12 protein-coding genes are annotated in these 13,389 nt (G+C 60.9%); 8 read left to right on the forward strand and 4 right to left on the reverse strand.

Annotated elements, in window-relative coordinates:
• Positions 1 to 81: 81 nt before the first annotated feature.
• On the forward strand, positions 82 to 1,410 hold the full coding sequence (locus AC2A1F_RS05810) for a tetratricopeptide repeat protein (protein WP_484207786.1): 1,329 nt from the start codon (positions 82 to 84) through the stop codon (positions 1,408 to 1,410).
• Positions 1,411 to 1,501: 91 nt separating this feature from the next.
• Here AC2A1F_RS05810 and AC2A1F_RS05815 read toward each other — a convergent pair whose 3' ends face one another.
• Positions 1,502 to 2,152 carry a carbonic anhydrase gene (locus AC2A1F_RS05815; RefSeq protein WP_484207787.1) on the reverse strand — a complete coding sequence of 217 codons (651 nt, stop codon included), beginning with the start codon at positions 2,150 to 2,152 and terminating at the stop codon, positions 1,502 to 1,504.
• 66 nt (positions 2,153 to 2,218) lie between these two features.
• Here AC2A1F_RS05815 and lipA point away from each other — a divergent pair, with 66 nt between their 5' ends.
• Positions 2,219 to 3,163, forward strand: coding sequence for a lipoyl synthase (gene lipA / locus AC2A1F_RS05820; RefSeq protein WP_484207788.1), 945 nt, complete (start codon positions 2,219 to 2,221; stop codon positions 3,161 to 3,163).
• Positions 3,164 to 3,165: 2 nt separating this feature from the next.
• Complete coding sequence (locus AC2A1F_RS05825; RefSeq protein WP_484207789.1) at positions 3,166 to 3,627, forward strand: type II toxin-antitoxin system RatA family toxin; 462 nt, start codon at positions 3,166 to 3,168, stop codon at positions 3,625 to 3,627.
• Here AC2A1F_RS05825 and AC2A1F_RS05830 read toward each other — a convergent pair.
• From AC2A1F_RS05830 to AC2A1F_RS05840, 3 genes are read right to left on the reverse strand one after another with little or no spacing between them, the layout of a single operon-like run.
• A complete protein-coding gene (locus tag AC2A1F_RS05830) occupies positions 3,588 to 4,091 on the reverse strand; it encodes a CinA family protein (protein WP_484207790.1) in 504 nt (167 codons plus the stop codon). The genes AC2A1F_RS05825 and AC2A1F_RS05830 overlap by 40 nt on opposite strands.
• Positions 4,092 to 4,095: 4 nt before the next feature.
• On the reverse strand, positions 4,096 to 4,647 hold the full coding sequence (locus tag AC2A1F_RS05835; RefSeq protein WP_484207791.1) for a hypothetical protein: 552 nt from the start codon (positions 4,645 to 4,647) through the stop codon (positions 4,096 to 4,098).
• A 22-nt stretch (positions 4,648 to 4,669) separates the two neighbouring features.
• Positions 4,670 to 5,887 carry a bifunctional 2-C-methyl-D-erythritol 4-phosphate cytidylyltransferase/2-C-methyl-D-erythritol 2,4-cyclodiphosphate synthase gene (locus tag AC2A1F_RS05840; protein WP_484207792.1) on the reverse strand — a complete coding sequence of 406 codons (1,218 nt, stop codon included), beginning with the start codon at positions 5,885 to 5,887 and terminating at the stop codon, positions 4,670 to 4,672.
• Between the two features lie 101 nt (positions 5,888 to 5,988).
• On the opposite strand from AC2A1F_RS05840, the gene dusB reads away from it, so the two are divergent.
• From dusB to ntrX, 5 genes are all read left to right on the forward strand, one after another.
• The gene (gene dusB, locus AC2A1F_RS05845) at positions 5,989 to 7,038 is read left to right on the forward strand and encodes a tRNA dihydrouridine synthase DusB (protein ID WP_484207793.1); all 1,050 of its coding nucleotides are present in this window, start codon (positions 5,989 to 5,991) and stop codon (positions 7,036 to 7,038) included.
• Positions 7,035 to 8,168: a two-component system sensor histidine kinase NtrB gene (locus tag AC2A1F_RS05850; RefSeq protein ID WP_484207794.1), complete on the forward strand. Its 1,134-nt coding sequence runs from the start codon at positions 7,035 to 7,037 to the stop codon at positions 8,166 to 8,168. The genes dusB and AC2A1F_RS05850 overlap by 4 nt, the downstream gene beginning before the upstream one ends.
• Entirely contained in the window at positions 8,165 to 9,601 is a 1,437-nt protein-coding gene (locus AC2A1F_RS05855) for a sigma-54-dependent transcriptional regulator (protein ID WP_484207795.1), read from the forward strand. The genes AC2A1F_RS05850 and AC2A1F_RS05855 overlap by 4 nt, the downstream gene beginning before the upstream one ends.
• Positions 9,602 to 9,737: 136 nt before the next feature.
• Entirely contained in the window at positions 9,738 to 11,933 is a 2,196-nt protein-coding gene (locus AC2A1F_RS05860; protein ID WP_484207796.1) for a sensor histidine kinase, read from the forward strand.
• A gap of 12 nt (positions 11,934 to 11,945) precedes the next feature.
• The gene (ntrX, locus tag AC2A1F_RS05865) at positions 11,946 to 13,331 is read left to right on the forward strand and encodes a nitrogen assimilation response regulator NtrX (protein ID WP_484207797.1); all 1,386 of its coding nucleotides are present in this window, start codon (positions 11,946 to 11,948) and stop codon (positions 13,329 to 13,331) included.
• Positions 13,332 to 13,389: the final 58 nt, after the last annotated feature.

Below are 13,389 nucleotides of genomic sequence, written 5' to 3' on the forward strand. Positions count from 1 at the left end.
AGGTAAGAGGACTATGGATGCGAGAGCTCAGGGCATAAATGCCCGGCGGCTCCGCCTCCGGTCGAACAGGAGAGCAATTCTATGCGTGCTACTTTCAAGCGTATTACGGGCAGCATGATCGGCAAGACGGCGCTGGCCATTGCCTTGTCTTCCGGCGCGCTGACGACCGGCAGCACTGCTGCCTTCGCCAAGGAAAAGGAAGCAAAGGCCGAAAAGGCAAGCTATTCCAAGGAATTCGTTGCAGCAGCAGGCCCAATCCAGAAGACTGTGACGGCCTATGAAGAAGCGCGAAAGAAGGGTGCTGATGCCGCTGCACAACAGGCTCTGCTGGCCAATGCTCCGGCAGAACTGGCCGCCGCAGAAGCAGCGATCAAAACCCCGCTTGATCGTATGGCCTCTGGTGGTTGGGCTGTCAGCATCGGCGGCGCGCTCAACGATGTTGCCATGCGCCAGCGCGGCATTCAGAACATGCTCGACAGCGGACAGGTGCCTGCCGCCAACGTGACCGAGTATCAGTTCTACCTCGGCAACTTCGCCTATTCGAACAAGGATTATCCAATAGCGATCAAGGCATTGAGCGCTGTCGTGGCTGCAAACTACAAGGATGATACGGCAGCCGAACTGCTGGCCGATTCCTACTCGCAGCAGGGCCAGAATCCCGAAGCGCTCGCCGCGCTCAAGTCTGCTCTTGAAGCGCGCAAGGCAGCAGGCGGCGTGGTCCCTGAAGGATGGTTCAAGCGCGCCAACCTGATTGCCTACAAGAACCGCCTTGGGCCGCAGGCAATTGAATGGTCGACGCTGATGGTGGAGGCAAACCCGACGGCCCTTAATTGGCTTGGCGCATCGCAACTGGTGCGAGAATTCGGCCAGTTCACCAATCAGGAATCGGTTGATCTTGGCCGTCTGCTGCTGCGCTCTGGCGGGTTCCAGAACGATCCCAAGTACGTCGAACGCGAGTACGTCGAATACATCGAAGCGGCAGACCCGCGCCGCCTTCCGGGCGAAGTGCTTAAGGTTGCCGAAATGGGCGTTAAGGCAGGCGTGCTGAAAGCCAGCGATGCCTTCGTGTCTGATGCGCTGTCACAGGCAAAGGGACGTATCGCAGCTGACAAGGCGTCGCTCCCAATCCTGGATCGCGAAGCCCGCGCCGGCAAGGACGGCAAGAGCGCGCTTGCCATGGCTGATGCCTATCTCTCGTACGACGAACCGGCGAAAGCTGAGGAAATGTACAAGATGGCGATCGAAAAGGGCGCCATCGACAAGGACCGCGCACTCACGCGCCTTGGCATCGCGCAGGTCGATCAGGACAAGTTTGAAGAAGCCAAGGCTAGCTTCGCACAGGTAACCGGTCAGCGGGCCGCACTTGCGCGTCTCTGGTCTGCCTTTGCAACAACGCAGGGCCGCCCCTGAACACGACTTTCAAGTACCAAAGAGGAAAGGGCGGTCCCATGGGGCCGCCCTTTTTCGTAAAACCGCTTGTGCGGGGGTGTTTGCGCTACCCTTAGATCGCTGGGGCAAACTCCCCGGTCTGCTTGTCTAGGACATGCAGCAAGCCGTCCGATATCGAAAAGAATGCACCGCGCAGCTGCAACTCGCCGCTCTGCTCCTTGCGCTGCACGAACGGAAACGTCCGCAAGTTTGCGATGCTCTGCCGCACCCCTGCAAACTCCATGGCCTGTTCTGCCGCGCGGCCCTGTGTGCCATGCTCGCGCACCACTTCCTCGCGCACATCGTCAAGCAACGCGATCCAGTCGGTGACGAACCCGCCGTCTCCGCGTGCCGTGCCTTTGAGGCTCTGCGTCAAAGCCGCCTTGCAGCCGCCGCACATGCCATGGCCCATGACCATGACTTCCTTCACTTTCAGAACTTGCACTGCAAATTCCAAAGCGGCCGAAACACCATGGTGACCCGGCGCGGTTTCAAAGGGTGGCACCATCGCGGCCACATTACGCACCACAAAAATCTCGCCCGGATCAACATCGAATATCTGCGCTGGGTCGACTCGGCTGTCAGAGCAGGCAATCACCATCACGCGCGGTTCTTGCCCTTCGCTCAGCGCCCGCCAGCGATCCAGCCTGCGGTTCCACCCGGTCTCCCGGAAGCGGCGGTATCCTGCAAGCAGGTGTTCAAGTTCTGGCGTTTTTTGGGTCATACCCTGTGCTAATGGCCGCAACGATAGGGTCTTTCAAGTGCCGTCGGAACAGCCTATCTGGACGGAATGAACGATCTGGCTCAAAACACCCGCCCCGAACGCCAGCGCAAGCCGGACTGGATCCGTGTCAAAGCGCCCACCAGCAAGGGCTATGGCGAAACGCGCGCTCTGATGCGCGAACTCGGACTGAACACCGTTTGCGAAGAAGCGGCCTGCCCGAACATCGGCGAATGCTGGACCAAGAAGCACGCCACTGTGATGATTCTAGGCGATGTCTGCACCCGCGCCTGCGCGTTCTGCAACGTGAAGACCGGGATGCCCCGCGCGGTCGATCCCATGGAACCGCTGAACGTGGCCACCGCCGCCGCCAAGCTGGGCCTTGAACACATCGTCATCACCTCGGTTGACCGCGATGATCTGCCCGATGGTGGCGCGGGCCACTTCGTAAAAGTGATCCACGCTCTGCGCGAAATGACGCCAGACACCACGATCGAAATCCTCACACCCGATTTCCGCAACAAAGCGGAATCGGCGATCGAAGCCATCGTCGATGCCGGACCGGATGTGTACAATCACAACCTCGAAACCGTGCCCCGCCTCTATCCCACGATCCGCCCCGGCGCGCGCTATTACGCTTCACTTCGGCTGCTCGAACAGGTCAAGCGCCACAACCCGCGCATTTTCACCAAGTCGGGCGTGATGCTCGGGCTGGGGGAAGAGCGGCTCGAAGTGCATCAGGTGATGGACGATATGCGCTCGGCCCAGATCGATTTCCTGACGATGGGCCAATACCTGCAACCCACGCCCAAGCACGCCAAAGTCATAGAATTCGTCATGCCCAAAGCGTTCGAAGCCTATGGCGCAATCGCCCGTGCCAAGGGCTTTCTGCAAGTTGCCGCCACCCCGCTCACTCGCTCAAGCTATCACGCGGGCGATGATTTCCGCGCCATGCGCGCTGCCCGCGATGAGCAGCTCGCAAAGCAGGCGCGGAAAGCTGAAGTGCAGGGCTGAGCTTGCCCCGCATCGTTGAAACCCGCACGCTGCAATGGTCGGCAGAACAGATGTTCGATCTGGTCGCTGATGTGCGCCGCTATGCCGAATTCCTCCCGTGGGTTGTCGGCACGCGGATCAAGTCGGATTCCGAAGACGAGATGATTGCCGACATGCTGGTCGGCTTCAGCGCTCTGCGCGAAAAGTTTACCTCGCGCGTTCACAAGGTCAGGCCATCAGAAATCAAGGTCGAATATATCGACGGCCCGCTGAAGCGGCTTGAGAACGATTGGACCTTCACCCCCAATGCCGATGGCGGGTGTACCATCGGTTTCACAGTGGATTTCACGTTTCGCAACGCCATTTTCGAAAGGCTGGCCGGACAGTACATCGACGCTGCCTTCCGCAAGATGGTCGCCGCTTTCGAGAAACGTGCCGAACAGCTTTACGGCAGCAGCAGTTCCAGCGCGGTCAACGTCGCCTGAAGCCGCACATCGGCACGGGTCGTAGCCGTGTCGAACAGCTTGAGTTCGGCATTCGTTTCTTCAGGATCTTCGCCGCGCTTGGCACAAGCAAACACCACAGTTCCCACCGGCTTCTGGTCGGAACCGCCATCAGGCCCGGCCACGCCCGTAATCGCCACGGCCACATCCGCGCCCGATTTACGCAAAGCCCCCTGTGCCATTGACCACGCCACCGCAATAGACACCGCGCCAAACGTATCGATCAGATCTTCCGACACGCCCAGCATTTCGTGCTTGGCCTCGTTCGAATAGGTTACAAAGCCCCGGTCCAGCACCGCAGAACTGCCGGGCACTTCGGTCAACGCCGCCGCAACCAGCCCTCCGGTGCAGCTTTCCGCCACCGCCACCTTGCGACCGATCGCGGCATTTTCTTCAATGACCCGGCGCGCCAGATCGCCAATAACTGTAGGAAGAACGCTGTCCATCGGGTCAATCCGCTGCTTTGCAGATTTCGAGCGATGCGGTTTTTCCGCTCCTCCCGCTTACAGCCATGGCAAGAACAAAGCTGATCAGCTCGGCAGTATTTTCGGGCGGCAGCGGCGCCAGCAGGCGCACGCCACGCTCTATCGCCTTGCACTCCTTTGATTTGATCTCGCTGCCCACCATTTCGGTGACCATAGCCTCGACAAACGGCTTTACGGCATCATCAGGAAGCTTTGCGAAAACATCGGTCTTCTTGGCATCCTTGCCTGCGCCTATCTTCAGGAACGCAGCCTTGGCCATCGGCCAGTTGGCATCCTTGCGTTCGGCATAGCGCTTCTGAAACGCGTCACCGCTTGTGGCGAAATAACCGTTGGGCGCAAGATGCGGCTTGCAGCCCCTCATCGCGCCATCCAGCGCCGATGGCAGCGCAAACGATACAAGCCCGGCCACTTCCGCTTCGCTCACGCAGGCCGCACCTGCCGTCGCTGCTTGCGCCAATTGCCCCTGAACCAGCGCCAAGGCGGCTGCGGCAACACATGTGGATCGAAACGCTGTCATCTGCAAAATGCTCCTGAACACGTTATCGGTTTTGGCCAACAGATGCGATCGTAGTGCGAATAACAGTGGCCACCGCTTGCGCCGCTATACCTTCACCCCGCCCGGTTGTTCCCAAGCGCTCTGTCGTCGTCGCCTTCACCGATACCACGCCGGTGTCAATCCCGAGAATCCGGGCGAGCACCGTGCGCATGGCCAGCTTGTGTGGCCCGATCTTCGGAGCTTCGCAGATCACCGTCACATCGACATTGCCGATCTCGAATCCAGCGGCGCGCACAAGGCCCGCAGCGTGCGCCAAAAAGCGGTCGGACGAGGCTCCTTTCCATTGCGGGTCGGACGGGGGGAAGTGATCACCGATGTCTCCTGCTGCAATCGCGCCCAGCAGTGCATCGACCAGCGCGTGAATGGCTACATCGGCATCGGAATGGCCCGCCAGACCCTTGTGATGCGGAATCTGCACGCCGCACAGCCACAACTCTTCACCTTCGGATAGACGGTGCACATCAAACCCCATTCCGGTGCGCACGTGACCGCTCATATCGTGTTCCTCCAGATCAGCCGCGAAAGTCACCTTGCGCAAACCCTCATCACCTTCGACCAGCAAGACCTTATGGCCTACGGCACTGGCCACTTGCGCATCGTCTCCGGCATTGCGCTCGCCGGGCCAGGCACGATGCGCAGTCAGGATTTCAGCAAACGCAAAGGCCTGCGGCGTCTGCACCCGATACAACTCGTCACGCGATACAGGATGGAGCATTGCTCCCGCATCGCCGCGCACCACGCTGTCCACCACCGGCAGCACCGGGATCGCGGCCACACCTGTATCCAGCGCATCGATCAGGCGGGCAATCACCGCGCGTGGTAACCCCGGGCGAGCAGCATCATGGATCAGCACTTTCGCCGGTGCGTCTTCCACCAGAGCTTCCAGTGCTGCGAGAACAGAATCCTGCCGCGTTGCCCCGCCTGCGATCAGCCGCACTTCGGCAAGCCCGCTCAGGGCCTGCGACGCTACATCGCGCCAATCTTCGGGGATCGCGACCACAACAGGTGCCAGCCCTGCCGCAATCAAGGCCTCCACCGAATGGCGCACGAGCGGCTTGCCCCGCCAGATCACAAATTGCTTCGGCACCGCGCCGCCGGTGCGCAGGCCTTTGCCTGCCGCAACAACAATTGCAGCAGCCGGTGCAGCCCGGCGTTCGTTTCCGATAGCTGGGGCGGTTTCTGAAGAAGAGGAAGCGACCATTCCCCGCGCCTCTACCAGCGCTTGCCCGCCCGGAGCAACAGCCTTGCCGTGTCATCCGCAATCGACTATGCGCTGCCTGTTTTTTAGGCAGATCACCGTCCATGTCCGAAGTTCCCGTTGCGCCCAAGCTTAAGCCCATTCAGGTCGGCCCCGTCACCGTCGATTGTCCGGTCGTGCTGGCACCGATGACCGGCGTTTCAGATTTGCCGTTCCGCACCATCGTGCGCCGCTTCGGGTCTGGCTTGAACGTAACCGAAATGATCGCCAGCCCCGCGGCCATCCGCGAAACGCGCCAGTCGATCCAGAAAGCGGCTTGGCACCCGATTGAAGAGCCGGTGTCGATGCAGCTTGTCGGCTGCGAACCCGATCAGATGGCCGAAGCTGCCAAGCTGTCGGAAGACAAGGGCGCGGCCATCATCGATATCAATATGGGCTGCCCGGTGCGCAAAGTTGTGAACGGCGATGCCGGCTCGGCGCTGATGCGCGATATTCCGCTCGCCACCCGGCTGATCGCGGCCACGGTAAAGGCAGTGAATGTGCCCGTAACCGTGAAAATGCGCATGGGCTGGTGCCACGATAGCCTGAACGCCCCGGAACTCGCCCGCATCGCGCAAGACCTCGGCGCCAAAATGATCACCGTCCACGGTCGCACCCGCAACCAGCTGTACAAGGGCACTGCCGACTGGGCCTTCGTGCGCCGGGTCAAGGATGCAGTTTCGATACCGGTTATCGTCAATGGCGATATATGCAGCATCGAAGACGTGGCCGCGGCTGTGGACCAAAGCGGCGCTGATGGCGTAATGATTGGGCGCGGCTCCTATGGCCGCCCTTGGCTGCTCGGCCAGATCATGCACTGGCTGAACTCCGGGGAGCGTCTGGCCGATCCGACCTTGCTCGAACAATACGCGCTGATTGTGGAGCACTACCACGCCATGCAGGAACACTATGGCACGGTAACCGGCGTCAACATGGCGCGCAAACATTTAGGCTGGTACACCAAAGGCCTGCACGGTTCGGCCGATTTCCGCAATAAGGTCAACTTCATAGATGATCCCAAGGCCGTGCTGGCCAGCCTTGCCGATTTCTATGGCAAGGCCATCGAGCATCAGCTGCTAACCGAAGAAGCTGATAGGCAGCGCGCGGCTGCATGATTGCGCTTCCTGATTGGCGGCGGTCCGAACCGGGCCAGAAACCTGATCCGAAACGCGTTGTCGCCAGCCTGCCACTGGCACTGCTGCAGCTTGATCCCGATCTGATCGTGGCCACCGTCAATCCTGCCGCAGAACAGCTCATGGGCCAAAGCTATCGCCGCATTGTCGGAAAGTCCGTCGCCGAGCTGTTTGATTTTGAAGAGCCGCTGATTCTCGGGCGTCTGGCCGATGGCGAAGCGCAGCTTTTCGCACGCGGTGCGCGCGTGCGCATCATGGGGCAGCCCCCGCGCCGGTTCGATGTTATGACCAGCCCGATTACCCACTGCCCCGGATGGCAATTGCTGATGCTGCACGAAGGCGTCGGCGTTGAAGCGCTGACCGGCGATGGCAGCGGGGCAGGGGGCGGAGAAGGCGTGGCGCTGCGCGCACCCGAAGTGCTGGCGCATGAAATCAAGAACCCGCTCGCCGGCATTCGCGGTGCGGCACAGTTGCTCGATCGCAAACTGTCAGAGCGCGACCGCGCGATGACCAGCCTGATCACCGCCGAGGTTGATCGCATAGCCAAACTGATCGATCAGATGCAGTCGCTCTCGCGCCGCAGCGCCGAACCTGCGCAGCCATGCAACTTGCACGAAGCGGTGCGCCGTGCCCAGGCCGTTCTCACGGCGGCTCATCCCTCATCCTTGGCGATCGAGGAGGAGTTCGATCCCTCGCTCCCCCCGATCATGGCAAATCCCGATTCGCTGGTGCAAGTCCTGCTCAACCTGATGAGCAATGCGCGTGAAGCGTGCCAACACGAAGGCGCGCCATGCATCACGGTGCGCACGCGCTTTGCCAGCGGCATTCAGCTGCACGCAGGGCCGGGGGGCAAGCCACTTCGCCTACCGATTGAACTGCGTGTGACCGACAACGGGCCGGGCATAGATCCCAATTTGCGCGATCACATCTTCGAACCCTTTGTAACCGGCAAGAAGAACGGGCAGGGCCTTGGTTTGGCGCTTGTGCAAAAGCTCGTGCGGGAAATGAATGGCCGTATCACGCATGATCGTGACGAGGCCAAGGGTCTCACGCACTTCCGCATTCATCTGCCAGTCGCAGGTTCGGTGCAGCAAGGGGCCGCGCAAACATGACCAAGCGGGTGCTTCTGGTCGAGGATGATGCTTCGATTGCCCTTGTAATAACCGCCGCGTTGGAGGCCGAAGGCTTTGCGGTGGATCACTGTGATTCCATTGCCGGGCGAGACCGCTTTCTTGCCGGAAACACTTATCGCCTGCTGCTCACTGATGTGATGCTGACCGATGGCGATGGCATCGAAACGCTGGGGCCAGTGCTGTCGGCACATCCTTCGCTGCCGATCATTATCCTGTCGGCTCAGAACACTCTCGACACTGCCGTGCGCGCGAGTGAAACCGGCGCGTTCGAATACTTTCCCAAGCCGTTCGATCTCGAAGAACTGATCCGCACTGTCACGCAGGCCATTGGAAAGGCCGAAGCGAATGAGCCGGACGAACCCCAGGATGTGCCACAGGGCCTTCCGCTGGTCGGCCGGAGCGCAGCCATGCAGGCGGTCTACCGCATGATCACGCGCGTCCTGCGCAATGATCTGACCGTGCTGATCCTCGGCGAATCCGGCACTGGCAAGGAACTCGTGGCCGAAGCGATCCACCAGCTGGGCAACCGCCGGACTGGGCCATTCGTTGCCGTAAATACTGCCGCAATTCCTGCTGAACTAATCGAAAGCGAATTGTTCGGCCATGAGCGCGGGGCCTTCACCGGCGCGGTTGCCCGTTCCATCGGCAAGTTCGAACAGGCCAGCGGGGGCACGCTTTTCCTTGATGAAATCGGCGACATGCCAATGCAGGCGCAGACCCGCCTGTTGCGCGCCTTGCAATCAGGCCGCATCCGCCGCGTCGGTGGGCGCGACGAAATCAAGGTCGATTGCCGCATTGTGGCCGCCACTAACCGCGATCTGCTACCGATGATTGCCGCAGGCACGTTCCGCGAAGACCTCTATTATCGGCTCGCCGTCGTCCCCATCGAATTGCCGCCGTTGCGCGAACGGGCTGATGATATTCCCGCACTTTCGCGCCACTTTCTGGCCAAGGCCGCAGCCGAAGGGTTGCCCCGCCGCCAATTGGCGCAAGCGGGCGCCGATCTGCTGTCACGCCTGCCTTGGCGCGGTAACGTGCGGGAACTGCGCAATTTCATTTATCGGCTTGCCCTGCTGGCGCGGGAAGAGACGATTGATGCCTCGGCAATCGAGCCACTGCTTGCCCCGGCCGAGGGCACACCAAGTTCATCGGCGGAAGTCTCTGCAACCGGTTCATCGCCCGATTTTTCCGTCGCGGTCGATCACTGGATGGCCATGAATGCACCGCCGCCAGGCACCGTCTATGACGCTGCTCTGGCTGCCTTTGAACGGCCCTTGTTCCTCAAGGTTCTTGGACAGACCGGCGGCAACCAGTTGCGCGCAGCCCAGATACTGGGCATCAATCGCAATACTTTGCGCAAACGCCTGTCTGATCTGGCGATTACACCCGATGATGTGCCACGGCACAATTGAACCAGCTTTTTCCGCAGCTGACTGCGGCATTCGTCCAGTCTGAACCATCGCCCGTCGGTTTCCTCTTGCATTTATGCAACAGGGGTGTTGTTACTTAGCCACTATGCAACACGTCGGCAAAGTCTCTGTTCGCCGAATGCCGCGTTGGTATCGCCGCATGCTCCTTGGCTTGCGCCGTGCCAATGTGTTCTTTCTGCTCGAAATTGCCGCATCAACCATCCTTGTCCTCATGCTCTCGGTCAGTTGGCTAACGCTGACTGGGGGGAGTTCGCAGGGCCAGATATTGCCGTCCCGGCTAACTTCCAGCCTGCTGATCGGAACACTGGTTCCGGCCATGGCGCTGTTGGTGCTAGCGGGGCGCCGCTTGGCCATCCGCCGCGCCGCCTCCAGCGTGCTGGGCTCAAGCGGCAGGCTCCACGTCCGCCTCGTCTGGCTGTTCTCGCTAATCGCCGCCATCCCGACCCTGCTGGTCGTCGTCTTTGCCTCGCTGCTGTTCCAGTCCGGCGTCGAATTCTGGTTCTCTGACAATTCGCGCGGCATGCTCGAAAATGCCAACCAATTGGCGCGCGGCTATTACGAAGACAAACTGCGCGATGTCGGCAACGAAACCATCGCAATGGCGGGAGACATTCGCGACTATCTCGACCAGGCCCCGATCACCTCAACCGAATTTGCCGAAGGCTATTCCTATCAAGTCCTCGGCCGCAAAATGAACGAAAGCGCCATTCTGGAGCGCATGCCAGATGGCTCGCTGCGCACCGCCGCCATCGTCGATCCCGAAAAGTCCGAACGGCAGCAACGCGTCACCAACCAAGACCTGAAGCGCCTCGATTCCGGTGAAATGGTGGTGGTCAATGCGTCTGCCGAACGGATCGAGGCGATCACCCCGGTGGACAAGCAGCGCGGTATCTACCTCTACGCAGCCCGCACTTCCAACGCGCTGGCGCTCGAACAGTGGGAGCGCGCGCAGACCGTTCTCAAATCCTACGACATGCTGACCACGCGGGCCAGAGCGCTCCAACTGCGCTTCAATCTTCTGTTATTCGGCGTCAGCCTTGCGCTCGTGGCCGTGGCCGTCTGGGCAGCATTGCGCTTTGCTGACCGACAGGTTGCCCCGCTGGTAGAACTCGTCTCCGCCGCGCGCACCATCGGCAGCGGCAACTTTGCGATGCGCGTCGTGCAAAGTAGCGGCACCGACGAAGTCGGCATGCTCGCCCGCGCCTTCAACCGCATGACCCAGCAGCTTGAAGGCCAGACCCAAGCCCTCGTCACCGCCAACGCCCAGCTCGAAGTGCGCCGCGCCTTTATCGAGGCTGTGCTCGAATCAATCACCGCGGGCATCTTGTCGATCGGGCGCGATGGCACGGTGCAACTGATCAATTCGTCCGCCCTGCGCGTGCTGGTGCCGCATGACGCGCTTAGCCCAATTGGCCGACCGCTGGCTGATCTGTCGCCGATCTTTGCGCAACTGGTCACCTCAGGCCAGCCCAGCCACGTGATTCAGCATCCTTTCGATGGAGACTTGCGCACGTTGGCCGTGCGCGTGGCCGAAGACAGCAACGGCCATGTCATCACCTTTGAAGACATTACCCGCCAGCTGCTCGATCAGCGCCGCGCCGCGTGGTCCGATGTCGCCCGGCGCATCGCGCATGAAATCAAGAACCCGCTCACGCCAATCCAGCTAGCAACAGAACGCCTGCGCCGTCGCTATGGCCGCCAGATTGAAAACGATCCCGAACTCTTCGAGGAATTGACCGCCACGATCATCCGTCAGGTGGGAGACTTGCGCAAGATGGTCGATGAATTCTCCTCCTTCGCCCGCCTCCCCAAACCGGTGTTCCGCGCAGAGGACGCCAGCGATCTCGTGCGTCAGTCGTTGTTCCTGCAGGAGGTCGCCCACGCCCTGATCGATTTCAGCTTCGCTTGCGATGAACCGCACATGCCCATCCAGTGCGATCGCCACCAATTCGGCCAGGTGATGACAAATGTTCTGAAAAATGCAGTAGAAGCCATTGAATCCCGTTCAAAAAATGAAGACGTTGACTATCGCGGGCGCATCGCCGTCACGCTGGCGGGCGACCACCAGACCATCACCGTCAGCGTCACCGACAACGGCATCGGCCTTCCTGCCGAACGTGACCGCATTCTCGAACCCTATATGACCACGCGCGAAAAGGGCACCGGCCTTGGCCTGGCCATCGTTCACAAGATCGTCGAAGAGCACGGCGGCGAAATGGCCTTCATGCCCGAACCCGGCGGCGGCACCCGCGTGACGATGCGCTTTGCCCGCGAACCGCTTTCCACTTCCCCCGCTTACGCCGAACAGGACTGACAGGACCCCACCATGGCACTCGACATCCTCATCGTGGACGACGAACGCGATATCCGCGAACTGGTCGCAGGTGTGCTTTCCGACGAAGGCTACGGCTGCCGCCTCGCGGCAGACAGCACTTCGGCCCTTGCCGCTATCGACGAACGCCGCCCCAGCCTCGTGCTGCTCGATGTCTGGCTCCACGGCAGCCCGATGGACGGGCTCGAAGTGCTGGACGAGATCAAGAAGCGCGAGCCGGAACTGCCGGTGATCATTTTCTCGGGCCACGGCAACATCGATACCGCCGTCTCGGCCATCAGCCGCGGCGCGATGGACTTCCTCGAAAAGCCGTTCGAGGCTGAACGCCTGCTGCTGCTGGTCGAACGTGCAACCGAAACCGAACGCCTGCGCCGCGAAAACCAGCGCTTGCGCCAAGGCTTTGCGATGGCAGAGGAATTCACCGGCAACAGCTCTGCCATCAACCAGGTCCGCGCCACCTTGAAGCGTGTGGCCAGCACCGGCAGCCGCCTCCTGATCACCGGCCCGGCCGGCTCGGGCAAGGAAGTGGCCGCCCGCCTGCTTCATTCGTGGAGCCCGCGCGCGCAAAACGCCTTTGTCACGGTAAACTCCGCCCGCATCACCCCCGAACGCTTCGAACAGGAACTGTTCGGCGAAGAAGTGGACGGCAAGCTGGTGCGCACCGGCCTGCTCGAAATGGCCGATGGCGGGACACTGTTCCTAGATGAAGTTTCGGACATGCCACCGTCCAGCCAGGCACGCATCCTGCGGGTCCTGACCGAACAGTCCTTCGCGCGTGTCGGCGGTCACCGCCAGTTGCGTGTGGATGTGCGGGTCGTCTCGTCCTCATCACGCCCGCTGGAAAAGGAAATCGCCGAACGCCGCTTCCGTGAAGACCTTTATTACCGGTTAAATGTCGTGCCCGTTGCCATTCCCTCGCTGATGGAGCGGCGCGATGATATTCCCGCACTGGTCGATCACTTTTTCACCCGCCACGCCAGCGAACAGGGCGTAATCCCGCCTGCCGTATCGCCCGAAGCCATGGCCGCGCTGCAAAGCTATGATTGGCCTGGTAACGTGCGCCAGTTGCGCAATGTCGTTGAACGCACAGTGATTCTCGCACCGCGCGATCGTCTGGCCCGGATCGACGCCGATATGCTGCCATCCGAAATCGTCGCCACCCCTATCGGCGGCGAATCGGGTGGCTCCACTCTGATGGGCGTGCCCTTGCGTGAGGCGCGCGAAAACTTTGAGCGTGAATATCTGAAGGTTCAGATCCGCCGTTTCTCCGGCAATATCTCCAAAACCGCCAGCTTCATCGGCATGGAACGCTCGGCACTTCACCGCAAACTCAAGCTGCTCGGCATGGCCGACCGCAAGGATGAAGAGGACGAGGACTGATCTTGCATTTCGCGCTGTGAATACGCATTAAGGCGGAACCATGTGGCAATTCCCGTGT

The organism is Novosphingobium sp. HNCC26BN242, from assembly GCF_057180525.1.

Coding starts and splice junctions, on each gene's coding strand:
- AC2A1F_RS05810 (WP_484207786.1), top strand. CDS start 82: ATGCGTGCTACTTTCAAGCGTATTACGGGCAGCATGATCGGCAAGACG.
- AC2A1F_RS05815 (WP_484207787.1), bottom strand. CDS start 2,152: ATGACCCAAAAAACGCCAGAACTTGAACACCTGCTTGCAGGATACCGC.
- lipA (WP_484207788.1), top strand. CDS start 2,219: ATGAACGATCTGGCTCAAAACACCCGCCCCGAACGCCAGCGCAAGCCG.
- AC2A1F_RS05830 (WP_484207790.1), bottom strand. CDS start 4,091: ATGGACAGCGTTCTTCCTACAGTTATTGGCGATCTGGCGCGCCGGGTC.
- AC2A1F_RS05835 (WP_484207791.1), bottom strand. CDS start 4,647: ATGACAGCGTTTCGATCCACATGTGTTGCCGCAGCCGCCTTGGCGCTG.
- AC2A1F_RS05840 (WP_484207792.1), bottom strand. CDS start 5,887: ATGGTCGCTTCCTCTTCTTCAGAAACCGCCCCAGCTATCGGAAACGAA.
- dusB (WP_484207793.1), top strand. CDS start 5,989: ATGTCCGAAGTTCCCGTTGCGCCCAAGCTTAAGCCCATTCAGGTCGGC.
- AC2A1F_RS05850 (WP_484207794.1), top strand. CDS start 7,035: ATGATTGCGCTTCCTGATTGGCGGCGGTCCGAACCGGGCCAGAAACCT.
- AC2A1F_RS05855 (WP_484207795.1), top strand. CDS start 8,165: ATGACCAAGCGGGTGCTTCTGGTCGAGGATGATGCTTCGATTGCCCTT.
- AC2A1F_RS05860 (WP_484207796.1), top strand. CDS start 9,738: ATGCCGCGTTGGTATCGCCGCATGCTCCTTGGCTTGCGCCGTGCCAAT.
- ntrX (WP_484207797.1), top strand. CDS start 11,946: ATGGCACTCGACATCCTCATCGTGGACGACGAACGCGATATCCGCGAA.